The 24860-nt window shown below is 69.5% G+C and carries 18 protein-coding genes; 12 read left to right on the top strand and 6 right to left on the bottom strand.

The window, feature by feature from the left end; all coding sequences use genetic code 11:
• Positions 1-2 precede the first annotated feature (2 nt).
• Complete coding sequence (locus KIK09_RS46545; RefSeq protein WP_308164710.1) at positions 3-1628, top strand: dolichyl-phosphate-mannose--protein mannosyltransferase; 1626 nt, start codon at positions 3-5, stop codon at positions 1626-1628.
• On the opposite strand, the gene KIK09_RS46540 is transcribed toward KIK09_RS46545, so the two are convergent.
• Positions 1522-3090, bottom strand: coding sequence for a hypothetical protein (locus KIK09_RS46540; protein ID WP_250574872.1), 1569 nt, complete (start codon positions 3088-3090; stop codon positions 1522-1524). The genes KIK09_RS46545 and KIK09_RS46540 overlap by 107 nt on opposite strands.
• Positions 3091-3189: 99 nt before the next feature.
• Between KIK09_RS46540 and KIK09_RS46535 the strand changes: the two genes are divergently transcribed.
• The 4 genes from KIK09_RS46535 (at position 3190) to metG (ending at position 8998) form a co-directional block, all read left to right on the top strand.
• The gene (locus KIK09_RS46535; protein WP_214325958.1) at positions 3190-4413 is read left to right on the top strand and encodes a glycosyltransferase; all 1224 of its coding nucleotides are present in this window, start codon (positions 3190-3192) and stop codon (positions 4411-4413) included.
• 1112 nt (positions 4414-5525) lie between these two features.
• Positions 5526-6074, top strand: coding sequence for an RNA polymerase sigma factor (locus KIK09_RS46530; RefSeq protein ID WP_214325957.1), 549 nt, complete (start codon positions 5526-5528; stop codon positions 6072-6074).
• A gap of 104 nt (positions 6075-6178) precedes the next feature.
• Positions 6179-7021 (top strand): hypothetical protein, encoded by an 843-nt coding sequence (locus tag KIK09_RS46525; RefSeq protein ID WP_214325956.1) that lies wholly within the window; start codon positions 6179-6181, stop codon positions 7019-7021.
• A 186-nt stretch (positions 7022-7207) separates the two neighbouring features.
• Positions 7208-8998 (top strand): methionine--tRNA ligase, encoded by a 1791-nt coding sequence (gene metG, locus KIK09_RS46520; protein ID WP_214325955.1) that lies wholly within the window; start codon positions 7208-7210, stop codon positions 8996-8998.
• Here metG and KIK09_RS46515 read toward each other — a convergent pair.
• Both KIK09_RS46515 and KIK09_RS46510 read right to left on the bottom strand, forming a co-directional pair.
• Positions 8934-10145 (bottom strand): FAD-dependent monooxygenase, encoded by a 1212-nt coding sequence (locus tag KIK09_RS46515; RefSeq protein WP_214325954.1) that lies wholly within the window; start codon positions 10143-10145, stop codon positions 8934-8936. The genes metG and KIK09_RS46515 overlap by 65 nt on opposite strands.
• Before the next feature lie 46 nt (positions 10146-10191).
• Positions 10192-13242 (bottom strand): ATP-binding protein, encoded by a 3051-nt coding sequence (locus KIK09_RS46510; protein ID WP_214325953.1) that lies wholly within the window; start codon positions 13240-13242, stop codon positions 10192-10194.
• A 19-nt stretch (positions 13243-13261) separates the two neighbouring features.
• Between KIK09_RS46510 and KIK09_RS46505 the strand changes: the two genes are divergently transcribed.
• Together KIK09_RS46505 and KIK09_RS46500 are read left to right on the top strand one after the other, a co-directional pair.
• Positions 13262-14116 carry a TatD family hydrolase gene (locus tag KIK09_RS46505; RefSeq protein WP_308164709.1) on the top strand — a complete coding sequence of 285 codons (855 nt, stop codon included), beginning with the start codon at positions 13262-13264 and terminating at the stop codon, positions 14114-14116.
• A 148-nt stretch (positions 14117-14264) separates the two neighbouring features.
• The gene (locus KIK09_RS46500) at positions 14265-15119 is read left to right on the top strand and encodes a resuscitation-promoting factor (protein WP_214325951.1); all 855 of its coding nucleotides are present in this window, start codon (positions 14265-14267) and stop codon (positions 15117-15119) included.
• Here the strand turns inward: KIK09_RS46500 and KIK09_RS46495 are convergent.
• Positions 15116-16258 (bottom strand): FG-GAP repeat protein, encoded by a 1143-nt coding sequence (locus tag KIK09_RS46495; protein WP_214325950.1) that lies wholly within the window; start codon positions 16256-16258, stop codon positions 15116-15118. The two genes, KIK09_RS46500 and KIK09_RS46495, sit on opposite strands and share 4 nt — an antisense overlap.
• Entirely contained in the window at positions 16255-17907 is a 1653-nt protein-coding gene (locus KIK09_RS46490) for a serine/threonine-protein kinase (protein WP_214325949.1), read from the bottom strand. The genes KIK09_RS46495 and KIK09_RS46490 overlap by 4 nt, the downstream gene beginning before the upstream one ends.
• A 112-nt stretch (positions 17908-18019) precedes the next feature.
• Here KIK09_RS46490 and rsmA point away from each other — a divergent pair, with 112 nt between their 5' ends.
• A complete protein-coding gene (gene rsmA / locus KIK09_RS46485; RefSeq protein WP_214326066.1) occupies positions 18020-18865 on the top strand; it encodes a 16S rRNA (adenine(1518)-N(6)/adenine(1519)-N(6))-dimethyltransferase RsmA in 846 nt (281 codons plus the stop codon).
• A gap of 163 nt (positions 18866-19028) precedes the next feature.
• Here the strand turns inward: rsmA and KIK09_RS46480 are convergent, their stop codons facing one another.
• On the bottom strand, positions 19029-19757 hold the full coding sequence (locus tag KIK09_RS46480) for a GbsR/MarR family transcriptional regulator (protein WP_214325948.1): 729 nt from the start codon (positions 19755-19757) through the stop codon (positions 19029-19031).
• A gap of 275 nt (positions 19758-20032) precedes the next feature.
• On the opposite strand from KIK09_RS46480, the gene KIK09_RS46475 reads away from it, so the two are divergent.
• The 4 genes from KIK09_RS46475 to KIK09_RS60365 all read left to right on the top strand — a co-directional run bounded on the left by KIK09_RS46475 (position 20033) and on the right by KIK09_RS60365 (position 24619).
• Complete coding sequence (locus tag KIK09_RS46475; protein WP_250574871.1) at positions 20033-20407, top strand: DUF1048 domain-containing protein; 375 nt, start codon at positions 20033-20035, stop codon at positions 20405-20407.
• Between the two features lie 293 nt (positions 20408-20700).
• Entirely contained in the window at positions 20701-21933 is a 1233-nt protein-coding gene (locus KIK09_RS46470) for a serine hydrolase domain-containing protein (protein ID WP_250574870.1), read from the top strand.
• 509 nt (positions 21934-22442) lie between these two features.
• Entirely contained in the window at positions 22443-23267 is an 825-nt protein-coding gene (locus KIK09_RS46465) for an SMP-30/gluconolactonase/LRE family protein (protein ID WP_214325947.1), read from the top strand.
• A 959-nt stretch (positions 23268-24226) separates the two neighbouring features.
• Positions 24227-24619, top strand: a complete 393-nt coding sequence (locus tag KIK09_RS60365; RefSeq protein WP_214325946.1) for a C40 family peptidase — start codon at positions 24227-24229, stop codon at positions 24617-24619.
• The last annotated feature ends 241 nt before the right edge of the window (positions 24620-24860 follow it).

Raw genomic sequence — 24860 nt, 5'->3', positions numbered from 1 at the left:
TCGTGAAGAACTGGGGGGTTTCAGCTCACAGGCTCGTGCCGCCGATGCAGGGCAGCCCCCTGTGGGGCTGGCTCGGACCCATCGCGGTCGCGCTGTTCGGGGGATTTCTGCGCTTCTACCGCCTGGCCGAGCCGAAGGCGGTCGTCTTCGACGAGACGTTCTACATCAAGGACGCCTACTCCCTGCTCAAGTACGGCGTCGAGCGGACCATGCTCGGCGACGCCAAGAACCCCATCGCCGACAAGCGGCTGATCGCCGGCAACCTGGACATCTTCAAGCAGTGCCCCAACTTCGACGACTGCGCCTCCTACGTCGCCCACCCGCCGCTGGGCAAGTGGATGATCGGCCTCGGCGAGTGGATCTTCGGGATGAACCCGTTCGGCTGGCGCTTCGTCGCGGCGCTGGTGGGCACGCTGTCGATCCTGATGCTGGCCAGGATCGCCCGCAGGATGACCCGGTCCACACTGCTCGGGTGCCTGGGCGGGCTGCTGCTGTCGCTCGACGGACTGCACTTCGTGCTGTCGCGCACCGCGCTGCTGGACATCTTCCTGATGTTCTGGGTGCTGGCCGGGTTCGGCTGCCTGGTCGTCGACCGCGACCGGGTGCGGGAACGGCTCGTCGCCTGGTACGCGAGTTCGCCGATCACGGCCATGGGACCCCGGCTCGGGTTAAGGCCGTGGCGGATCGCGGCCGGGGTGTGCCTGGGGGCCGCGTGCGCGGTCAAGTGGTCGGGGATCTTCTTCCTGGTGGCCTTCGCGCTGCTGTCCCTGTTCTGGGACATGGGTGCCAGGCGGGCGATCGGGCTGCGGCAGCCGTACCGGGGGACCTTCTCACTGGACCTGCCCTCCGGGTTCGCCGCGTTCGCGCTGATTCCTGGGGCGACGTTCCTGCTGTCGTGGACCGGCTGGTTCGTCACCGACGCCGGGTACGGGCGCAACTGGGAGCAGGCCACCTCCGCCGGGCCCATGTTCTTCGTGATCGACTCGATCCGGTCGTGGCTGAAGTATCAACTCGACGTCCTCGGCTACCACAGCGGGCTGGACGCCTACCACCCCTACATGTCGCAGCCCTGGAGCTGGCCGGTCCAGTTCAGGCCCGTGACCTTCTACTACGTCGAACCCAAGAACGTGCCGTGCGGCGCCGAGCGCTGCGCCCAGGCGATCATCGGCGTCGGCACCCCCGCGCTCTGGTACGCCTCGATCCTGGCGCTGCTCGCCCTCATCGTCTGGTACGTCGCCAACCGCGACTGGCGGGCCGGCGCCGTGCTGCTGACCTACGCGGCCGGCTGGATCCCCTGGTTCTACTTCGCGCTGGCCGACCACCGCACCATGTACCTGTTCTACATGATCCCGCTCGTGCCGTTCATGGTGCTGGCCTGCGTCCTGGTCGCCGGCCTGGCCCTGGGCAAGGCCGACGATCCCCCGGTACGGCGGGCCATGGGGGCCGCCGCGGTCGGCGCGTTCGCGCTCGTCGTGCTGATCAACTTCTGGTGGCTCTACCCGGTGCTGTCGGCCGACACGATCACGTTCGCAGACTGGTGGAGTCGGATGCTGTCGCGATCGTGGGTGACTCCTGCGCCGACGCCGAAGCCGCCCCCTTCCGTCTCCGTGACACCTTCCGCAACGTGATCGCCGCCGCGATGCAGGCCAGCGGTACGGCGGGCAGCACGTACCGGTAGTCGAACTCGGCCGTCGCGGCCGGAGCCAGCAGCAGCCCGAACGCGGCGAACCACGGCAACGCCACCGGGCCGCCGACCTTCCGCCAGCGGACCGCCACGCCGTACAGGCCGATCAGCAGGATGCCGCCGAGCAGGATGCCGCGCAGGTAGAAGAGCTTCTGGTAGGCGGACATGATGTCGGCCCACGGGGCGACGATCTTCGTCTCGGGCGGGCCCTGCTCGTAGGCGAAGGCGTCGGTGTCGACCCGGCCGCCGGGGGAGGACCAGCTGGGCAGGCGCGTGGGCTGGCCGTTCGCGCCGAGCTCGTAGTACGGCTTGAACTCGTACATGTCGTAGGTGTCGGGGTCGGGGAAGACCGGCCTGCCCCAGTGGAAGGTGCGCAGGAAGTCCAGCCCCACCACGCGCAGGTAGTCGGCCGGCTGCGAGATGATCGCGAGCTTGGCGAACTCGCTGGCCATCTCGTTGGTGATGTAGGTGAACTTCTTGTTGGCGCCGTAGCGGTGCAGCACCTCGCCGATGCCCTCGCCGTTGCCGTTGCCCGTGCCCCACAGGTACCACTGCGCGTAGGGCTTGCGCAGGTCGGGCGGGTCGGTGATGCACAGCGGGATCAGGTCGGTGTGCTTGAAGCCGCCGACCCCCATCTTCTGGCAGTCGGCAAAGATTGCCGTACGCATGTAAAGGATGGTGCCGTCGCTGTTGGTCATCGCGAATTTGCCGAAGTTTGTGGAGAACCACGCCATGTAGGAGCCGACCGGGATCGCACACGCGATCACCATGGCCACGATCGGCTTCCACCCCACCCGCTTGATGACCAGGTACGCCACCACCAGGCCCAGGATCGGCAGGCCGATCGAACGGGTGAGCGCGGTCAGCGCGAGCAGCAGCCCGACGACGGCGCCGATCTGCCACGACATCCGCCGCTTCCACAGCACCAGCGTGATCACGCCCACCACGATCAGCGTGAACATCACGTCCGACATGACGAGCTGCTCGAGCTGGATCTGGTAGGCGTCGAGCAGCACCGGCACGGCCGCGAGCGTCGCCCCCCACTTGGGGAGCGCGAACTTGCACCTCAACAGGGCGTAGATCAGCGCCGCGGTCGCGAGACCCATCAAGTGCTGCGTAAATATGACCAAGGCGAAACTGTGGAACGGTTTCAGCACCATCAGCCAGAACCCGTAACCGTCGGGCCTGATGGCGCTGGGACGTGGATGCAACGCAACCGATACGTATTCGTAGGAATCGTTGAACCACATGGCCGGGCCGTACCCGAGCATGGTGATCAGCCGCAGCAACCCGCCCACGGCGAATGCCACGGCGAACACCCGGTGCCTGCGCAGGAACATCCACACACGGGCCACCGGGCCAGGAGCGGAGTGCCCCACAGGGGTGGCCTCCGCGACGCTCACCATGCAATCAAGAATGCCAGTCGTTTTGTGGTCTTGACGCGAGCATGCCCGGGCAGAGTGCATGATGGTTCACTGGAACACACGTGACTGAAGGGTTGAGACGTGGAACTGACGGTGGTCATGCCCTGCCTCAACGAGGCCGAGACCGTGGAAGTCTGTGTGCGCAAGGCAGTCGCGTGCATGGAGGAGAACGGCATCGAGGGCGAGGTCCTGATCGCCGACAATGGCAGTACGGACGGCTCTCAGCAGCTCGCGCGTGACGCCGGGGCCCGCGTCGTCCACGTCGACGAGAAGGGCTACGGCAACGCCCTGATCGGCGGCATCCGCGCCGCCCGTGGCAAGTACGTCATCATGGGCGACGCCGACGACTCCTACGACTTCACGGCCCTGCTCCCTTTTGTAGAGCAGCTGCGTGACGGCGCCGACCTGGTGATGGGCAACCGCTTCAAGGGCGGCATCGCACCAGGGGCCATGCCTCCGCTCCACCGCTACCTGGGCAACCCGGTCCTGTCGTTCGTCGGGCGGCTGTTCTTCCCGAGCGCGATCGGCGACTTCCACTGCGGGCTGCGCGGGTTCCGCCGCGACTCCATCCTCAAGCTGCAGCTGCAGACCGGCGGCATGGAGTTCGCCAGCGAGATGGTGGTCCGCTCCACCCTGTCCGGCCTGGACGTGCGCGAGGTGCCCACCACGCTCTCGCCCGACGGCCGCTCCCGCCCGCCGCACCTGCGCTCCTGGCGCGACGGCTGGCGCCACCTGCGTTTCCTGCTCCTGTACAGCCCGAAGTGGCTGTTCTTCTATCCGGGCCTGCTGCTGATGGCGCTCGGCGTGGTCGCCGGCACCGCCCTGACGTTCGGCCCTGTCGAGATCGGTGAGCTGGCCTTCGACGTCGACACCCTGGTCGGGGCGTCGGCCGCGGTGGTGATCGGCTTCCAGGCGGTCCTGTTCGCGGTCTTCACCAAGATCTACGCGGCGGAGGAAGGGTTCCTGCCCGAGTCACCACGGATCAGGAAACTCATCGACATCGTCACCCTGGAGAAGGGCCTCGTGGTCGGCGGCCTGCTGGCGCTCGCCGGTCTCGTCGGCCTGGTGATGTCGCTGGTCCACTGGCAGGTCCGCAGCTTCGGCCAGCTCGACCCGCGGGAGTCGCTGCGCATGGTGGTGCCCGCGGCCACAGCGCTCGTCATGAGCTTCCAGACGATCTTCGCCTCGCTCTTCATCAGCATCCTCGGCATCCGCCGCACCAGGGAATCCTCGGTCGATGTCGCCGCCAAGGCCGCCGAGGAAGCCGCCGAGGCCCTCACCCGCGAAGAGTCCACCAAGCACTGAAAGCCCTTCACTATCGCCGCAGGCGCCCCTACCCGGGGCGCCTGCGGCGTATTTTTCTGGGCCAAAGGCAAGGTCTTCGCTGCGCTCAGGCGCTTTTCCTGAGATGAAAAGCGAGGGCTTCGCGATCAGCGCTGTCGCGCGGTCTTGCTCAGACGCTTCTCCAGTCGGGGCCAGCCCCGACCCCTGAAGGTCTTCGCTACGCTCAGGCGCCCCTTTGAGGGCGCGCCTGGCGGCGCGCAAACCCGCTGGCGCCATCGGGGAGGCGCCGTGGGCCGCGTCTCCAGCTCACCCACCTTGGCCACGCTCCAGGCGCCGGGGCGTTCGACCCCGCGCCGTTGATAGGCGTCCCAGGACAAGGTCTATGAGATGTCGAGCATGCCACTGGCGGCAATGAGGATCGATCAGGGCTTGCGATGGTGGCCGTTCATCATCCAGCCGGCCAGGTGGTCGATGAGGGTGTGGAGGGCGGCTGCCGCCGCGTGGACGAGGCCCTCGCGGGGTTGAGGTGTCGCCCTGCGCATGCGTCGTCGTACGCAAGAAGGGTGAAGCGGTCGGCTCCCCATAGGGAGCGGAGGCAGCGGTGAGGATCTTGGATGTCCTGCATCGATCGGCAAGGACGACCGGCACTGACCTGTCGTTGACGAAGCTGTCACCAGGTACACGTGGGCCCTTGAGGAGCCTTCTTCTCCCGACGTGTCGAGTCGTGCACGGTAAGTATTGGTCCGGATCTCTGGGGTTGGTCTGTGGTCTCTGGCCCGGAACTGTCGGCCGCCCGGGAGGGGAGTCCCGAGCGCCGTGGCGCGTGTCCTTCGAGGACGAGTCGGTCAGCCACTGGACGCTGCTCGGTGACGAGATGGAACGCCTGGCAGGGCGTCGCGGGCCGACGAAGCCGGCCTTCGCACAGATGCTGAGGTTTCTCTGGCTCCACGACCGGGTCCCGTGCGGGTGTGGGGAACTGCCTGCCGTCCTTGCGTGCAGGGATGCAGCCCGCTTCTGGGGTCATCGACGCGCTGAATCTTCTTGAGGTTGGGGCGTAATGATGGGCCCGCTTCATACATAGGCGGCATGTCTGTATTTCGTGCTGACTAAGGAATCGCTCATGGGAACCGCCCGTGGATGACGAACGGCTGGCCAGATTCGAGGCCATCTACCGGGAGACGTATGGCCAGATCACAGCGTATGCCGTGCGCCGCTGCGACTCGCCGCAGGACGCCGCGGACGTGGTCGCGGAGACCTTCACGATCGCCTGGCGGCGGATGGAGGATCTGCCGCCAAGGGAAGAGGCCACGTTGTGGCTCTACGGCGTGGCACGCAACGTGCTGGCCAACCACCACCGTAGCGAGGGCCGCCGCAAGGCTCGTAGCGCCGAGCTCGATCTCAAGATGGCCGACCGTTACGCGGACTCTCCCGACAGCGGGCTCGAACGGGAAGCGATCGCCCAGATATTTCGGGCCCTGCCCGACGACGACAGGGAATTGCTGGCGCTGGTCGCCTGGGAGGACCTGGACCACAAGGAGATCGCCACGGCGCTGGGCCTGTCGCGCAATGTCGTACGCGTCAGGCTTCACCGCGCCCGCCGGCGCTTCTCCCGCGCGCTGACCCGAGCGGGCATCTATTCAACGCCGCAGAGCCGGCTCGCGCCGGCGGAGAGGCCGCTGTGAAGAACACCGACGAGATCGACGCCATGACCAGAGCGCTGGCCCGGATCGCACCCGGTCAGCCGGGAGGCCTCCCTTCCGACGCTGAGGCACGAACGCTGCTTACCTTGATCACAGCCGAGGACCCCAGCACAGCCGCCCCACGAGCGCGCCCTGCCCGTCGCCGCGGTGTCCGGCGCCTGCTGCTGGGCGTGACCGTCACGGCGGCGCTCGCCGCCGGCGTCGTGATCGGTCCCAGCGTCCTGGGGGGTGGCCACGGCACGGCCACCTCCTACGCCAGCTCGGAGATCGAGATCGAGCGCGAGGGCGAGGAATACCTCGCGCGGATCAAGGATCCCTACGCTGACCACGAGAAGTATCACCAGGCGTTCCTGGCGCTCGGCCTGGACGTCGATGTGCGGATCGTCCCCGTGGCGCCGACAAAGGTGGGCCAGGAGGTGACGGGCATCGAGGGCGGAGTGCGCGCGTCCGGGAAGAGCTGGACCTCCGCCTCCGGCATGGAAGATCGCGAAGGCAAGCCGTGTTCCGCCCAGCAGAAGAACTGCTACCTGGTGCTCCGCGTTCCGGCTGACCTCACAGGGAAGGCCTCTCTCAGGCTGGGACGCCAGGCCAAGCCGGGAGAGCGCTACGACGAGGGCGGACAGCAGGCAGCCACCAGCAAGGCAGGCGTGCTCGCCGGGTATCGAGTGGACGAGAAGACCGTACGCGAGGTGCTGCCGGAGATCACCAAGCGCGGATTGAAGATCACCTACCTGATCATCGAGCCCTATCCGGGCAATCCGGGAGGCTTCACGGAGGTATCCGAGCAGAGCACACCCGTCGGAAAGGACTGGGTCGTCTGGGAGGCGGAACAAGTCGCCTCCGACACAGTCCGCCTGCTCGTCACCGACAAGCGCTACGACAAGAACCCCGTCTACGGTGGCCCGCGCGACAACGTCGTCACCGACTAGCCACGAAACAGGCGGCGGCCGTACCGCCGCCCCTGCCCTATCCTCGCCACGACGACTGTCCGCGCACCGTCCGGGCAGTCGTCGTGTTGCCCAGACACCGATGAGTTGACGGCAGGCTGACTCCTGTTGCCGCGGGTTCGTGAGGGCTTGCCGTACGCGTGGGAAAGAGACCGTAGGCTTAGGTGCATGTCCCAGCACATCCTCACCGCCGTCGCGTGGCCCTACGCCAACGGTCCCCGTCATATCGGGCATGTCTCCGGGTTCGGCGTGCCGTCCGATGTTTTCAGCCGCTACCAGCGGATGGCGGGCAACAAGGTGCTGATGGTGTCGGGCACCGACGAGCACGGCACTCCGATCCAGGTCCAGGCCGACAAGGAGGGCGTGACCGCCCGCGAGCTGGCCGACCGGTACAACCGGGTGATCGCCGAGGACCTGACCGCGCTCGGTCTGTCGTACGACCTGTTCACCAGGACCACGACCAAGAACCACTACGCCGTCACGCAGGAGATCTTCAAGGGCCTGTACGCCAACGGCTACATCGTGCCCAAGGTGACGATGGGCGCGATCTCCCCGTCGACCGCGCGGACGCTGCCCGACCGCTACATCGAGGGCACCTGCCCCATCTGCGGCTACGACGGCGCGCGCGGCGACCAGTGCGACAACTGCGGCAACCAGCTCGACCCGATCCAGCTGATCAACCCCAGGAGCCGCATCAACGGCGAGACGCCGATCTTCGTCGAGACCGAGCACTTCATGCTCGACCTGCCCGCCTTCGCCGAGGTGCTGGGCACCTACCTGCAGTCCAAGCAGGGCGACTGGCGGCCGAACGTGCTGAAGTTCGCCCTGAACCTGCTCGGCGACCTGCAGCCGCGCGCCATCAGCCGCGACCTGGACTGGGGCGTGCCGATCCCGCTCGACGGCTGGAGCGACCAGGCGAACAAGCGCCTGTACGTCTGGTTCGACGCCGTCATCGGCTACCTGAGCGCCTCGATCGAGTGGGCCAGGCGCAGCGGCGACCCGGACGCCTGGCGGCAGTGGTGGCAGAACCCCGACGCCAAGAGCTACTACTTCATGGGCAAGGACAACATCGTCTTCCACGCCGAGATCTGGCCGGCGATGCTGTTCGGCTACAACGGCCAGGGCGCCAAGGACGGCAAGGCGGGCTCGCTGGGCGCGCTGAACGTGCCGTCCGAGGTGGTCTCCAGCGAGTTCCTGACGATGGAGGGCAGGAAGTTCTCCTCCTCGCGCCAGGTCGTGATCTACGTGCGCGACTTCCTCGCGCGCTACGACGCCGACGCGCTGCGCTACTACATCGCCGTGGCCGGCCCTGAGAACCAGGACACCGACTTCACCTGGCAGGAGTTCGTCAACCGCAACAACGGCGAGCTTGTCGCGGCCTGGGGCAACCTGGTCAACCGGTCGATCTCGATGGCGGCCAAGAACTTCGGCCAGATCCCCGAGGCGGGCGACCTGACCGACGCCGACCGCCAGCTGCTCGAGCGTTCCCGCAACGCCTTCGCCCCGGTGGGCGCGGAGCTGGGCCGCTCGCGCTTCAAGAACGCCATCACCGAGGCGTTCGACGTGGTCCGCGAGGCCAACAAGTACCTGGCCGACCAGGAGCCGTGGAAGCTCAAGGACGACCCCGAGCGGCAGAAGTCGATCCTGCACGTCGCGCTGCAGGTGGTCGACGACGCCAAGACGATGCTGACGCCGTTCCTGCCGTCCTCCTCCAACAAGGTGTACGGCATGCTCGGCGGCGAGGGCGTCTGGTCGGGCATGCCGGAGATCCAGGAGGTCGACGAGGACGGCGGCACGCCGTACCCGGTGATCAGCGGCGAGTACGACGGCGCGGCGCGCTGGGAGCACCGGCCGATCAAGCCGGGCACTCCGCTGGCGCCGCCGGTGCCGCTGTTCAAGAAGCTCGACCCGAAGGTCGTGGACGAGGAGCTGAGCCGACTGGGTACTCCGGCAGAGTGATGGCCTCGGCCGTCTTCCTGGCCGACTTGGCGATCAGGCTCATGCCCGGCGTGTAGGGCATGAGCCGCTGGCTCTGCCGCATCATCCAGGTCATGAACCTGCCCTCGGGCACCATCATCCCGGCGATTCCCTCGCCCGACTTCTGGGCGCGCGCGGCGTAGGGCCGCATCAGCTGCTCGTAGCGGGGGAAGGCGACGCGGTGGTCGCCGCGCGCGGCCGCCAGCTCGCCCGCCAGCACGTAGGCGCCGACGAGGGCCAGCCCGGATCCCACGCCCGACAGCGGCGAGGCGCACCAGGCCGCGTCGCCGAGCAGCGTGATCCTGCCGTGCGACCAGCGGTCCACGTGGACCTGGCTGACCGAGTCGAAGTAGAACTCCGGCGCCCGCTCCATCTCGCGCAGCATCCTGGGCACCTCCCAGCCCACCCCCGACATGGCCTCCCGCAGCAGCCGCTTCTGGTGCTCGACGTCGCGCCGGTCGTAGGTCAGCGGCTCGGAGCCGAAGAAGAACATGGCCCGCGCCTCGGTGTTGTTCCTGGCGCTGTAGTAGGCGGCGAGCCTGCCGGGGGCGGTGTGGGAGAGCCCGAGGTGGTCCAGGCCCAGGTAGTTCTCCATCCTGAAGATGGCGACGTAGAGCCCCAGATACTTGGCGAAGCGCGACTCGGGGCCAAAGGTGAGCGCGCGGACCGTGGAGTGCAGCCCATCGGCGCCGATCACCAGGTGGAACCGGCGCGGCGGGGTGCGCTCGAACGTCACGGTCACTCCGTCGGCGTCCTCGGTCATGCCGGTGATCGAGTCGCCGAAGATGTACTCGGTGTCGGAGGCGTCGACGAGGATCCTGCTCAGGTCGCCCCGCTGGATCTCGATGTCGCCCGCGAACAGGTCGGCGGGCATGCGGGCGATCTTCTTGCCCGCGGCGTTGACGGTCCAGGTGGCGCCCATGCCGGTCTGCGCCCGCTCGATCGCGGGCAGGACGCCGTCCATCTTGCGCAGGATCGACAGGTGCACGTCGCCGCGGAAGTCGACGGCGTGCCCGCCGTCACGCAGCTGCGGCGCGCGCTCGACGATGGTGGGGTTGAAACCGTGGCGGCGCAGCCAGTAGGCCAGGGCGGGGCCGGCGACGCTGGCGCCGGAGATCAGGATGTCCATGCCCCAGAGCCTGGCCGGGGCCGCTCACCGCGCGCTCACCGCAGGCTCACGGCACGAGCCCGATCGGTGAGCCCGCGATGACCTCCTCCCGCACACCGGCCGTGCTGAGCGCCTGAGCGTGCGACATGCGCTCCCCGGTACGGCGGGCCGCCTCGAACCCGTCGTCGCCCAGGGCCTGCCGCACCCCGGCCTCCACGGGGGAGACCACGGCCACCCCGCGGATCACCGTGGCGGCCCCGAGCAGGACCGCCGCCTCCTGCGGCGAGTCGGGCAGGGCGAGCCCGGCCAGCGCCTCGACGGCCCTGGCGCCCTCGGAGACGCCGCCCGAGGTGGTCGCGGCCTCCAGCGCCTCCACGTACCGCGAGCGGGCCGTGGCGCGATCGCCCTCCGCCTCGGCGACGTTGCCCAGGCCGACCAGGAGCCTGGCCTGGTTGCCGGCGTTCTTGATCCACAGCGGGTCAGAGCGCTCCAGCGCCTGCTCGTACAGCGCCCGCGCCCCGGCCAGGTCTCCCTCCTCGCGGGCCACGTCGCCCAGCCCGCGCAGCGCGGTGGCCAGGTAGGTGCGGGTGCCGGTCCTGCGCGCCAGCTCGGCGGCGCGCTCGTAGTCGGCCCGCCTGCGCGCGGGATCGGTGCCGTAGTCGCCCCGGTTGCACAGCAGGTCGGCCAGGTCTTCCTCGGCTCCCAGCTGCTCGGCCAGCGCGATGGCCTCCTCCGTGCGGGCCAGCGCGTCGGCGAGGTCGCCCTTGGTGGCCGCCAGCCACGCCAGCGAGTCGAGCGCCAGCCCCGACCCCCAGCGGTCACCCAGCTCGCGGAACACCTCGAGCGCCGCCTCGAACGACTGCCCTGCGGCCTCCAGGTCCCCCTCGCTCAGCCGCGGATAGCCCCACACCAGCTGGACGGCCGCCCGCTCCCACGGGTCCTCGTCCGCGGCGCCCCTGTCCAGCAGCGCCAGCGCGACGGTGGAGGCACCCGACGACACCGCGGTGATCATCGGCCACAGGAACGTCACCAGCGGATACCTGCTTCCGGGCGGGTCCGCCAGGGCCAGGCGTTCCGCCGCGGGACGGCAGGCCAGCCAGGCCTCGCGCCCGGCCCGGTCGGAGGCCGCGACCAGCGCGCACAGGATGTAGCCGTCACCCAGCGCCGGATCGGGATCGGGGCCCGCCAGCTCGAGCAGCGCGACCGCGGGAGCCGTGACCACGCCGCGCATGCCGCGGATCCACAGGTACGTGATCTGGGTGGCGACCAGGCGCATCCCCAGGGAGAGCCGGCCCGACTCGACCGCCCACCGCAGCGCCGCCTGGAGGTTGTCGTGGTCGGCCGACAACCTGGCCAGCCACTCCAGCTGCTCGGCCCGCCGCAGGTGGGTGTCGGCCTGCTCGGCCAGGGCCAGGAAGTGGGCGGCGTGGGCCTGCCGTACCTCGTGGAGATCTTCCTGCTCCGCGCAGAAGGCGCGGATCGTCTCGAGCATCCGGTAGCGGCCGGAAGCGACCTCGACCAGGGATTTGTCCGCGAGCGAGTCGAGCAGGTCCTCGGCGTCGGGCAGCCCGCACACCTCCGCGGCCGCCCCGGCCGTGGCGCCGCCCGAGAAGACGGTCAGGCGCGCGGCCATGGTGCGTTCGGCGTCGGTGAGCAGGTCCCAGCTCCAGCGCACCACCGCGCGCAGCGTCTGGTGGCGGGCGTCGGCGGTGCGGCTGCCACGGGAGAGCAGCCTGAAGCGGTCCTCGTCGGCCAGCCGGGCCGCCAGCTCGGCCGTGTCGTGGGTGCGGGTGCGCGCGGCGGCCAGCTCGATCGCCAGCGGCAGCCCGTCGAGCGCGGCGCAGATCCGCTCCACCGCCCCGTCGGCGGCGAACCCGGGCCGGACGGCGGACGCGCGGTCGGTGAACAGCCGTACGGCCTGCGCCGAGGGCAGCGGCTTGACCGGCCAGAGGTGTTCGGCCGTGACGGCCAGCGGCTCGCGGCTGGTGGTCAGTACGCGCAGGTCGCGGCAGGCGTCGAGCAGCCGCTGCGCGAGGCGGGCGACGCCCTCGACGACCTGCTCGCAGTTGTCGAGCACGAGCAGCGCGGGACCCTCGGACAGCGCGGCGACCAGCCGGTCGAGCGGCGCGGTGTCGTCCTGGCCGCCGATCCCGGTGCCCGCGCGCACGCCCAGCGCCATGAGCACGGCCTGCGCGAGGTCGTCGCCCTCCCGGGCCCCTGCCAGCTCCGCCATCCATGCCGAAGGCCGCCTCCTGGCGACCTCCGTGGCCAGCCGGGTCTTGCCCACGCCGCCGGGGCCGAGCAGCGTCACCAGCCGCGCCCGCTCGAGCAGCTCCTCGACGCCGTCGACGTCGTCCGCCCGCCCGACGAAGCTGGTCAGCGGCGGGGCCGGGACGTGCCCCCTGGAGACGGTCTCGCCGCGCAGCAGCGTCTGGTGCAGGGCCATCAGCTCGGGCGAGGGATCGGCGCCGAGCTCGTCGGCCAGCAGCGTCCTGGTCTGCTCGTAGACGACCAGCGCCTCCGCGGGCCGCCCGTCGCCCGACAGCGCCCGCATGAGCTGCCCGCGCAGCCGCTCGCGCAGCGGATGCCGCTCGATCAGCTCGCCGAGCGCGGCGATCGCCGCCCGGTAGGCGCCCCGCCGCAGGTCGGCCTCGGCCCTGTCCTCCTGCGCCGCGACCCGCCGATCCTCCAGATGTACGGCGTGCGTCTCGTCCACCTCGGCCAGCGCCGGCCCCCGCCACAACCCCAGCGCCTCGTCGAGCAGCGCGGCGGCCCGCTCGGGATCGGTGTCGAGGGCCCGCCGCCCCTGGTCGGCCAGCCGCAGGAAGCGGTGGGCGTCCACGTCCTCGGGATCGACGGCCAGCCGGTAGCCCGCCGGACCCAGCTCGACCTCGATGCCGTCGGCCCGCAGTCGCGAGACCTGCGACTGGAGCGCGTGGTGCGGGTTCTTCTGCGGCCGCTCGCCGTACAGGACGTCGATGAGCCGGTCGGGGGAGACGCTCTGGCCGGGCCGTACCAGCAGCAGCGCCAGCAGGGCGCGCCGGGCGCGGCCGCCGAGCGGCACCTCGTCGCCGTCGGTGCGCCACGCGCGGGTGCTGCCGAGAATGCCGTAGCGCATGGACGTTACTTTAGAGTGCGTGAGCAAGATTCCCGCCGTCCCAGATCCACTGCCCGCGCAGGTGTTCGACAGCCACTGCCACCTGGACATCATGGTCGGCAACCGGCAGGCCTCCTCGGGAGACCCGGTGGCGCAGGCCGCGCAGGCCGCCTCGGCCACGGTCGAGTCGATCCTGGCCGACGCGCGGGCCGTGGGCGTGGCCCGGCTCGTCACGATCGGCTATGACCTGCGCTCCTCGCAATGGAACGCCGACGTGGCCGCCCAGCACCGCGATGTGTACGCGGGGGTGGCCATCCACCCGAACGAGGCCCACGAGGCCACGCCCGAGGTGCTGGCCGAGATCGAGGCGCTGGCGGGCCGGCCCGAGGTGCGCGCGGTGGGCGAGACCGGGCTGGACTACTTCCGCGACTGGGCGGCCAAGGACGACCAGCACGCCAGCTTCCGCGCGCACATCGAGATCGCCAAGCGCACGGGCAAGGCGCTGGTCATCCACGACAGGGACGCCCACGACGACGTGCTGAAGGTCCTGGCCCACGAGGGCGCCCCCGACAAGGTCGTCTTCCACAGCTTCTCCGGCGACGCCGAAATGGCGAAAAAGTGCGCCGAAGCCGGATATTTCATGTCGTTCTCCGGGCCCGTCACCTACAAGAACGCCGGATACCTGCGCGAGGCCGCCCAGGTCGCGCCCACCGAGCTGCTGCTGGTCGAGACCGACGCCCCCTATCTGCCGCCGGTCCCGCACCGCGGCAAGCCCAACGCCCCCTACCTCATCCCCATCACCCTGCACTGCCTGGCCGAGGTCAAGGCCGTCCAGCCGGAGGCGTTGTGCGCGGCGATCGAAGACAACGGGGTCACCGTCTTCGGCCAATGGTGACCATCTTTCCGTGAACCGGTGGAGGCGACCTCGGGGGCGCCGCTAGCGTCGTGCGTCCCCAGCCACCCGGAGGTCCTCGATGCGCGGAAAGAGGCGGGCGCCACGCCCGGGGATACAGTGGCGATCCCCATGGACGCCCGTCGTCGGCGTGGCCGCCGCGCTGGTCGTGGCCGGCCTGGTCACCGTCTCCCACCTGGCCAAGGACGTGCGGATCGTGGTCGACGGCCACGCGGTCGCCATCCGCAGCTTCGCGGGCTCGGTGCACGAGCTGCTTGACGAGGCCGACGTCGACGTGGGCTTCGGCGACTACCTGTTCCCCGGCGGACAGGAGGATCTGGCCGACGGCGAGCAGGTCGTGGTCAGGCACGCCAGGCCCATCACGCTGACCGTCGACGGCCACACCACGCGGCACCTGGTCACCGCGGGCAACGTGGGCGACGCGCTGGCCGAGCTGCACCTCACGCAGGCCGGCGGGCGCATCTCCGCCCCGCCGAGCGGCGCCGTGCCGCTGCAGGGGATGGCGCTGACGATGTTCACCCGCCGCCGCGTCTACGTGCAGGCCGGCGGGGCCGGGACGTGGACGCGCACCACCGGCGCCAGCGTGCGCGAGGTGCTGCGGCAGCAGCGGATCCGGCTGCAGGCCGGTGACAGGGTCGATCCGCCGCTGGACAGCTTCCCGCCCGACGGCACGGTCATCCGGGTCGTCCCCGCGGGACCTGTTCTTCCCCCGCACACCGTGCCCGTCCTGGCGGCCGTCGCCCGGCTGAACTGGGCCGCCCTGGCGGCCTGCGAGTCGCACGGCAATCCGCTGTCGGTGAGCGCCACGGGCTACTACGGCATGTACCGGGTCAGCCTGCCGATGTGGCGCGCCGTGGGCGGCCAGGGCACGCCCGACCAGTGGCCCGCCGAGGAGCAGACCTACCGCGCCCAGCTCCTCTACCAGCGCATCGGCGGCCGCTGGCAGGCCCAGTGGCCCAACTGCGGCGCCGACCTGTTCGGCTAGCCCGCCACCGACGAGCCGAAGTCGGCGCCCTTGGCCGGCTCGTACGCCTTGAGCGTGCTGTCGTTGCGGCCCGCCGACGACACCGTCCCGTAGCGGCCCGCGTCGGGCAGGCCCACGAAGACCTTGTTGCCGCTGAACGTCAGCGACGACAGGCCCGGCGCGGAGATCGTCCGGTCCTCGCCCTGACCGGTCACCCGCACGCCGCTCGGCGACCCGATCGCCAGCCTGCCGTCCTGCGCGGCGGCCAGCGTCACCCCGGACACGCCGCGGATCGTCCTGCCCGCCTTCAGATTCGCGTCGAACAGCTGCACGTAACCCGCTCCCGGCGCGCTCACGGCCAGCCCGCCCCTGTCGCTGTAGGCCACCGCGTAGCCGTACCTGTCACCGGCGGTCTTGGTCGGCGAGTCCCACTTCACGCTGGCCAGGGTGGCCGCCAGCACGTCCTTGACCACCGTGATGGAGCCCGAGTCGATCTTTCCGCTGGCCACCTGACGGCCAGGACCGTCGTCGTTCTCGTACGGCACGCCGACCGCGAGCGCGTTTCCCGAGGTGAACGCCAGCGACCAGCCGAACTGGTCGCCCACCTCGGCGTTGCCCAGGATCCCGTCGGTGTCCTCCTGGATCCTGCGCAGCGCGCCCTCGCCCTTGCGCACGTACACCGAGCCCGCGTCGGCCAGCTGGGCCTGGTCCTCGTACGGCGCGCCGACCGCGAGCAGGTCGCCCTTGGCGGCCAGCGACCAGCCGAAGTGCGCGTCGCGCTGCGGCTCAGGGGCCACCAGCCGCTTGGGCGGGGCGACGCCCCCGCCGTACACCAGGTAGACGGCGCCGGCGTCCACGGTGCCGTTGACGTCGGCGTAGGGCGCGCCGACGACCAGATCGGCGCAGCCGTCGGCGTTGAGCCTGGTCAGGCGGACCGACCAGCCCAGTCCGTCGCCCTTCTCCGCCGGGACGTCGACCGGGATCACCTTGCCGGCCGAGACGATCGACACCGTGTCGGCGAACGGGTCGCCGACCACCACGTCGTCCTGGCCGTCGCCGTCGAAGTCGTTCGCGGCCGCCCTGGCGCAGTCGGCCGCCGCCTGCTGCGCCGAGGGGACGAGTGCCGTGGCCGCGAGCAGGATCGCCATGAGCGTCTTCAAAGCCGCACCTCGATCTGCTGGCCGTTGTCCAGCATGGTGCCCGACAGGCGGGCGGGCTTGCGGGCGGGCTGCAGATCGAAGACGAACACGCCGTCAATGCGGCCGCCGGGCACGATGTTGTCGGGCAGCTTGGAGGAGACCGGCAGCGGGTCGTGGCGGCCGTTGCGGTCGTCGATCAACGTCAGGACGGGGTTGCCGAGCTGGGCCCGCTCGCCGCCCGGGTTCAGCATCGTCCACCGGAGCAGGCACAGCTGGCCCTGCGTCGAGGCGGTGCCCTGATAGTCCTTCAACCCGCACTCGGGAGTGCTCGCCACGGTCAGGAACGGGCCGTCGAGCTCCTTGCTCAGCGCGAAACGGCGGCCGACGTCGCTGGGATGGTCCTGCTCCTGTTGGACCTGGTTCTGGGTACTGGGTGTCGGGTGCGGGGAGTTGCGGGTCGAGGTGACGATCAGGACGCCCGCCGTGACGGCGATCGCCAGCACCGCCGCGGCAGCCGCGATCAGCCACCTCGTGCCGCGCGGCCTGGGGGGCTTGGGAGGCTCGGTGTCGGGCTGGCGGGGCGGGTTGGTGCTCGGGACCGCCCAGCGGGCCAGCTCCTCGCGGGCCGCCTGCTCCTCCCAGGCGATCCTGTCGGTGTCGCTCGCGTTCTGCGCTTTTCCTGCCGGGACCGGGGTCGGGGTCCTGGTGGTGTCGCTGGGGGGTGGCGTGGCGAAGGCGGCCGTGATGTCCGGGGTCTCGACCACGTTCTGGGGCGGCTTCCAGCCGGTCAGGACGTTGTCGGCGACCAGGGTCGGCGGGTCGGGGGCCGCCGCGGGGCGTGCCGGGGCTTCGGCTCCGACCAGGGCCAGGAGCAGTTCCTGCGCTGTGGGGCGCTGGGAGGCGTCCATCGCCGTGGCTCGCCGTACGAGATCGTTGAGCGGCGCGGGCAGCGCGCCCAGGTCGGGGGGCGTGTTCAGGACCCGGGTGGCCAGCGTGATGGGGTCGCCGCGGCCGAAGGGGTGGCGGCCGTTGCCGGCGTAGGCGATCAGGCAGCCCCAGGCGAAGATGTCGGCGGCCGGGGTGACGGCCTCGCCGCGCACCTGCTCGGGGGCCCACCAGCCGGGGCTGCCCAGCAGTTCGCCCGACAGGGTGAAGCCGGTCTCGCGGTCGAGCGCCCTGGCGATGCCGAAGTCGATCACCCGGGGGCCGGACAGCGAGAGGATCACGTTCGCGGGCTTGAGGTCGCGGTGGACGAGTCCCGCCACGTGGATCGCGGCCAGAGCGGCGGCGACGCCCAGCGCCACGCCGTGCAGTGGCCCCGGATCGAGCGCCCCATATTTCACGATTTGATCGGACAAAGGGGTGCCCGCGATGTATTCGGTGACCATGTACGGGCGGCCGTCACCGAGGTTGCCGTTGTCCAGGACCTGGGCCGTGCAGAACGAGGCCACCCGGCGGGCGCTGTCGACCTCGGCGTGGAACCGGATCGCGAAACCCTCCTGGTTGGCGAACTCGGATTTCACCACCTTGAGCGCGACGAAACGCCCGGTCGGCGCCTTGGCCAGGAAGACCGTGCCCATTCCGCCCTCGCCAAGCCGCCCCAGGAGCCGGTACGGGCCTATTTCCCGCAGGTCAGTGGGACGGAGCGGGGCGGCGCCCGTTGGCTCCATCAGGGATGTCCCTTCGTCGTGCACCCCATCCTCCCCTTTAGGTGCCCCCATCCGCCATCACAGGTTCTTCGATGCGGGAGACTGGACGGATGTTGTCTACGTGGTTGAAATGATGAACCTGTTGGGGCCCGCGGAAATACGTAATTTGGCGGACAAGCTAGACCTTCGTCCGACGAAGAGGCTCGGGCAGAACTTCGTGATCGACGCCGGGACCGTCCGGCGGATCGTCCGGGTGGCCTCTTTGTCGAGTGACGACGTGGTCATCGAGGTGGGGCCCGGGCTCGGGTCGCTCACCCTCGCCCTGCTGCCTGCTTCCGCGCACGTCGTCGCCGTGGAGATCGATCCGGTGCTGGCCCGGCAACTGCCTCTCACCGTGGAGGCCCGTGGGCTCGGGGATCGCCTCACGGTGGTGAATCAGGACGCCCTACGCATGACATCCGCCGATTTGTCGGGCTTTTCCCCCACGGCGCTCGTGGCCAACCTGCCGTACAACGTCGCGGTTCCCGTGGTTCTGCACCTGCTCGAGGCGTTGCCGTCCCTGCGCAAGGGCCTCGTGATGGTCCAGGCCGAGGTCGCCGACCGCCTCGCCGCCGCCCCCGGCTCCAAGGTGTACGGCGTGCCGTCCGTCAAGGCGGCCTGGTACGCCTCCGTCCGCCGAGCCGGCCCCGTCGGCCGCACGGTCTTCTGGCCGGTGCCGAACGTGGACTCCGGCCTGGTATCCCTCGAACGCCGCTCCCCGCCTACGACCACCGCGTCCCGCGAGGAGGTCTTCGCGGTCATCGACGCAGCCTTCGCCCAACGCCGCAAAACCCTCCGAGCCGCCCTGTCCTCCTGGGCCGGAACCCCCGCCTTGGCCGAACAGGCACTCGTATCAGCCGGAGTCTCACCCGGCGAACGCGGCGAACAACTAGACATAACAGCCTTCGCCCGCATAGCCGAACACAAACCAACCCCCTAAAGCCCCTCCCTGCCCTGACCCGCGGCTCCCACGGGCGCCGGACCGGCGAGCCGGTGCAAGTCGAGACCCCCCCACGGCCCCCACGGCCCCCACGGGCGCCGGGTCGGCGGGACGGTGTACGGCGAAGGTCGGCGCCGCAACTACCGCCGAAAGCCGCGACAGATCATGACTGGCGCCCGGCGTTCCGGTCGGCCTGGTTCTGCTGCCACTGCTCCATGACCTGCCGAAGGGACGCGCTCACGAGGAGCAGGAACTCGGCAGCGACGCCGAACCGGCCGCCGGCCGGGGTCGAGCCCCCGAGGATCTCCGCCGCGTGCTGCGATGCGGCGACCAGGGTGTCGTTCATCTGCAGAGCCGCAAGGGTGGACCGGACCCAGAGCTCATCGTCGACGACATAGCGTTCCCGGCGCCCACCGGGAACTCGTTCCCGCTTGAGCAGTCCCTGCTGTTCGAGGAAGGCGACGGTCTGTGAGATCGACGCGGGGCTGACGCGAAGCTGCTGGACCAGGTCAGCGGCGGTGAGGGTACCGGAGTCGGTGACATACAGGCAGGCCAGCATCCTGGCCGCCATCCGGGGCATCCCCTGCTGCTCGAGGAGCGTGGCGAAGGATTCCGTGAGGTTCTGCACCGCCTGGGGGTCACGCCCATGGCTGCTGTCGCCGACCGGGGGTGCCGGAGACTGAGCCCGCCTGTGCCGGCGCGCACGCTGCTTGGTAGCCTCCTGCGCCCGCTGCGCCCCGTAATCGTCGGGCCCGCCGTTGCGGGTGACCTCCCGCATGATGGTCGAGGCGGGCCGCCCGAGACGCCGGCCGATCTCTGTGAATCCGAGCCCCTCGGCCAGCCCCGCAGCGATGTGCTGACGGTCCTCTTCGGTGAGTCTGTCTCCGGGCACTGGTGCTCGTCTCCCATCTGCCGGCGTGCGCGGGGCTCGGCGCCCGCATCCCCGCGGCACAGTATGCATTCACTCGAAGTCCATTGCAATACGAAGCTTGATCGCCCATTGCATTCAGCATCATACTCATTGCAATGTAAGCCTCTTATTGCGACTGAACAGGCCTAATGAGGCTTCCTTGCATGTTGACCGATTCATGAATGCAATGTACTGTCACAAAAGTTCAGCAATCTATGAACGCCTCTCACGAGAACACAGCTCCGCAAAGGAGGCAGATGACCATGTCCGACGCTGAAATGGGCGGCTTCATCGCAAAGGTGATAGGCCCCAAGCGGCGGTGGCGTCAGTACAAGGCGCGCAGGGAGCAGCTACCCGGGAACTATCGCGCGGCGGTCGAAGCGATCGAGCGGTACATGATGCACTTCGTGCCGACCGACGGTGACAGCGATGCGTCGAGGTTCGAAGACCTCGCCGGCCTGTTCGAACAGGCCGCGGCGGACGGAACGCCGATCCGCGAGATCGTCGGGGAGGACCCGGTGAAGTTCGCCGAGGCGTTCGCCCAGAACTACACGGAGGGTGGCTACGTCCCCGCCCGTGCGCGGAAGCAGCTGGCCGACGCCATCACGCACGCCGCCGGCGAAGACACCTGAAAACAAGACAAAACAGTCTGCACATCGCGCCCGGGGTCGAGCACCACTTCATCGACTGTCTGCACGACGCGGCGGGTTATGCCCGGCCGGCTCCTTCTCGCCGCCTGCCGGCAAGACGGTGACAGCCAGTATCAGAGCGGCCGGCCACGGTGGACGCCATGACCGGCTCAGCGATCGCGCCCCCGTGGACCACGCCGAGCTGACCCCCGACTCCCATGCGTCGCTCGTGGAAGCCCGTGAGCGCCATGCCGGGACGGGTCTCGCAAGATCAAACACTGTGTGTAAGGAGATTCATGATGAGAAAAGGCAACAGCGGCTTCTCCGAAGCAGGGCTGCGCAGGCTGCGCGAGGTGCTGGCAGGGCATGTCGAGTCCGGGAAGATTCCCGGACTCGTCGCCCTGGTCAGCCGGGGCGAGGAGACACATGTCGAAGCGATCGGGACGATGCGTCATGACGGTGGCGCGCCGATGCGCCGCGACACCATCTTCCGGATGGCCTCGACGACCAAGCCCGTCGCGGTGGCGGCGGCGATGGTCCTGCTGGATGAGTGCAGGCTGCGGCTGGACGACCCGGTAGATCCGTGGCTGCCCGAGCTCGCCGACCGGCAGGTGTTGAAGCGGCCCGACGGCCCCCTGGATGACACCGTGCCGGCACGGCGGCCGATCACCGTAAGGGACCTGCTCACCTCCACGTTCGGGCTCGGTGTGGATATGACGGCGATGGGCTCCCCGATGATGGCCGCGCTCTTCGAACAGGGGGTTTACGGCCAGGAATGGATCTTGCCGGCACCGGAGCCGGATGAGTGGATGCGCCGCCTGGGCACGCTCCCGCTGATGTACCAGCCCGGAGAGCGGTGGCAGTACAACATCAGCAACGACGTGCTCGGCGTGCTGGTGGCCAGGGTCACCGGCCAGTCGTTCGAGACGTTCCTGCGCGAACGCATCTTCGACCCGCTGGGCATGAAGGACACCGCCTTCCACGTGCCCGCCGACAAGATCCACCGGCTGCCGCCCCTGTACGCCCCCGATCCGCAGACCGGAGAGTTCATCGTGGCGGACAAGGTCGAAGGGGGACACCACAGTCAGCCCCCGGCGTTCCAGTCAGGCGGCGGCGGACTCGACTCAACCGTCGACGACTACCACGCCTACTTCCGGATGCTGCTCAACAAGGGCATGCACGACGGCCGGCGGATCTTGTCCCGGCCCGCGGTCGAGCTGATGACCACCAACCGCCTCCCGCCCGAGCAACACACCGCCCTACAGGCCTGGGCACGCAGTGTCGTCCATCTGGCGCACGGCACGGGGCAGCACGGCGGCTGGGGCTTCGGAATGACGGTGCGCACCTACCGCGGCGACTACGCGCCCATCGGCCAGTTCGGCTGGGACGGCGGCACCGGCACCACCACCTACGCCGACCCGGAAAACCAGCTCGTCGGCATCCTGCTCACCCAGACCGGGATGTCCACCCCGGATTCGTCGCGAGCCATCCACGACTTCTGGACCACCCTCTACCAGGCAATCGACTGACCTCCCTGGTCGAGATCGATCCGGCAGAAGACCTCGACCAGACTTGCGGCCGACGGGTTCGGCGGCTGTCCGGGAAGAACACGCCGGCGGTCAGCCCGATGTCGCCAGACAGCCTTAACCGCAGTAGGACACACTGCCGTTCTCGGTGACATTTCCGCCGTAGGCGAGCCGACCCACGATCGCTGCACACACAACCTCCTGCGCTCTGGCGGCGAGAACCACCCGCGGGACGGTGCACGTCGAAGTCCGGCGCCCTGTACGGCGAGCAACCCGAGACCCGGGGACCCAAGGGTTGAAGGTCGTACCCACGGTTCGGATGGCCTTGCCGTACCCCTGGGTCGAGGGCTTTGCCATACCGGTGGAAGGCGGGGCCTGGCCGTACCTGTGGAGTGGGCCGTACCCGGAAAATCTTGGAAATCGTGCGACGGACACGTCGAAATCCTGAGGTTGGCCTCTACGTCCAGGGTGAGAGGCGCCCGCCTGGGGCGCCGGACCTGTGGGAGCACACGATGAACCTGCTGGACACGCTGGTCACCGGTGGAGCCTTCTTCGAGGGGCCGAGGTGGCACGACGGCCGGCTGTGGGTGTCGGACTTCTGGCGGCACGAGGTGGACGCCGTCTCGCCCTCCGGAGACACCGAGACGGTGGCATCGGTGCCGGGCTCACCGTCCGGCCTGGGCTGGCTGCCGGACGGCAGCCTGCTGGTCGTCTCGATGACGGACAACAAGCTCCTCCGCGTCCACGAGGGCGAGACGTCCGTCTACGCGGATTTGTCGCCCGAAGGTCAGGTCGCCTGGATGAGCAATGACATGGTGGTCGATGCCCAGGGAAGGGCGTACATCGGCACCATCGACTTCACCGGCCAGATCCCCCTGACGGACCTCCGTCGCGTGGACCCCGACGGCACGGTCACGGTAGTGGCGGACAACATGGCCTTCCCCAACGGCCCGGCCATCACCCCCGACGGCAAGACCCTCATCGTCGCCGAGTCCTGGGCCCAGCGCCTCACCGCCTTCACCCTGCAGCCCGACGGCACCCTCACCGACCGCCGCATCTGGGCGGACCTGACGGGCATCAGCCCCGACGGCATAGCCCTCGACTCCTCAGGCGCCATCTGGGTAGCCGACGCCGGCGGCAACCGCGCCCTGAGAGTCCAGGAAGGCGGCCGAATCCTCGACCAAATCAGTACCGGCACCCTGGGCGTCTTCGCCTGCGCCCTAGGCGACCACACCCTCTACCTCTGCACAGCCCCCACCTACGACCCCACAGAAGCCGCCAAACACCACCGCGCCCAAATCCTCACCACCCAAGTCCCCACCCCCGGCCTCCCCTAACACCCCTGGACCGGCCTCCCCGTAACACCCTGGACCGGCGTCCCCCTTAACACTCGGGACGCCCCGCCGTCCGCGGCCCGCCGTGAACCGTCGTCCACAGCCAGCCCAACCCAACCCCCTCCATCCACAGAACCCCGCTCGGCCACCCGCACCCCACCCCCCGCCGCGCATCCTGAGCCTCCCGTCCAACGCACCCCCAGGCTCAGGAGCCCCCATGCCCCCAATCTCCCCACTGAGGTTGCTCACCTTCAGCGGCGGCCTACTCGCCACTCTGTCCGCCTTCCCCGGTACGGCTACCGCCACGTCCGCCTTCTCCAGTACGGCTACCGCCACCGAACCCCTCACCAAGCCCCCAACAACCCACCCCAAACAGACCGCCGCGAGCTGCTACGCCACAATCACCCTCCCCACCACCTACACCCGCTGGTCCACCCCCTACATCAGCGGCTCCACAACCCAACCCCTCCGGTACGACCCCCACGCTTGGCCCCCTCCCAACACCACAACCAACCAAGCCGACCGCAGGACTTTCCGCCTATTGGTCCCCCCTCTCAGCCCACACATGCACACCCAGCCTGGATGAGGCCCTGAGACGCATGGGAGCCCACCGCATCCCACCCAATGCCATCCCCTCATGGCTTACTCGCTGGTCCACCCCCACACGAGAAAACCCAGCAGGCCCCGCCGAACCCACTAGACCCATCACCGACGCCCCCGAGTCATCGACCACAACCGCCCCCTCACTCGCCCCGAACCCCACAAGCGCACCCGATCAGAGCGCGCCCGATCAGAGCGCACCCGATCAGAGCGCACCCGACCAGAGCGCACCCGAACCGCAGAGCACACCCGGCTCGGGGCACACAACCCTGCCGTCACCCAGCAGCAAGAGCCCAGCAACCCCGTCAACAGGTGGCCACACGACCACACCCGAGGAACCCCGCACCAAGGGCGAGATAGCCGTGGCCGCGGCCCTGGAGAAGCTGGGCACGCCGTTCTCATGGGGTGGCGGCGCCACCACCGGCGCCACATTGGGAATAGGCCGAGGCGCCCACACAACAGGCTTCGACTGCAGCGGCCTAACCCTCTACGCCTGGTCCAAAGCAGGCGTCCACCTAGCCCACTACACAGGCACCCAATTCCGCCAAGGCCACCGAGTCGCCCTCAACGACCTCCACCCAGGCGACCTGCTCTTCTTCGGCGGCGGCACAGGCGACCCCACCCACGTAGGCCTCTACCTAGACCACGGCCTCATGATCCACGCCCCCAAAACCGGCGACGTAGTCCGCACAACCCGCTTCATCGACTCCCCCTACTACCGCCCCCGCTACCGAGGCGCCACCCGCCCCACCTAATCCACCCCGCCCCTCGATACCCAGAAGCTCGACCCGGGCCCGGCCACCGCCCCGGCCACGGGCCTGGCCAAAGCGATTACCGCTTCGGCGAGAACCACGCCGGGCCACGAGCCGCACCCTCCTCGCTCAACGGGTCAGAGCGAGGAGGGTGCCCACATCCGAGCCATGGAGGACAGGAGGCTGCCGAGAGCAAAGCCTTGAAGGGCAGTTAGAAGCCGTTGTCTTACCGAATGTAGTTCCT

It is taken from the genome of Nonomuraea sediminis, from assembly GCF_018531495.1.
Taxonomy (GTDB): Bacteria; Actinomycetota; Actinomycetes; order Streptosporangiales; family Streptosporangiaceae; genus Nonomuraea; species Nonomuraea sediminis.
Note: the sequence above shows the minus strand (reverse complement) of the source record. Positions and strands in the feature narration are given on the sequence as shown.

Coding starts and splice junctions, on each gene's coding strand:
- KIK09_RS46540 (WP_250574872.1), bottom strand. CDS start 3,090: ATGGTGAGCGTCGCGGAGGCCACCCCTGTGGGGCACTCCGCTCCTGGC.
- metG (WP_214325955.1), top strand. CDS start 7,208: ATGTCCCAGCACATCCTCACCGCCGTCGCGTGGCCCTACGCCAACGGT.
- KIK09_RS46515 (WP_214325954.1), bottom strand. CDS start 10,145: ATGGACATCCTGATCTCCGGCGCCAGCGTCGCCGGCCCCGCCCTGGCC.
- KIK09_RS46510 (WP_214325953.1), bottom strand. CDS start 13,242: ATGCGCTACGGCATTCTCGGCAGCACCCGCGCGTGGCGCACCGACGGC.
- KIK09_RS46490 (WP_214325949.1), bottom strand. CDS start 17,907: ATGGAGCCAACGGGCGCCGCCCCGCTCCGTCCCACTGACCTGCGGGAA.
- rsmA (WP_214326066.1), top strand. CDS start 18,020: ATGAACCTGTTGGGGCCCGCGGAAATACGTAATTTGGCGGACAAGCTA.
- KIK09_RS46475 (WP_250574871.1), top strand. CDS start 20,033: ATGACCATGTCCGACGCTGAAATGGGCGGCTTCATCGCAAAGGTGATA.
- KIK09_RS46470 (WP_250574870.1), top strand. CDS start 20,701: ATGATGAGAAAAGGCAACAGCGGCTTCTCCGAAGCAGGGCTGCGCAGG.
- KIK09_RS46465 (WP_214325947.1), top strand. CDS start 22,443: ATGAACCTGCTGGACACGCTGGTCACCGGTGGAGCCTTCTTCGAGGGG.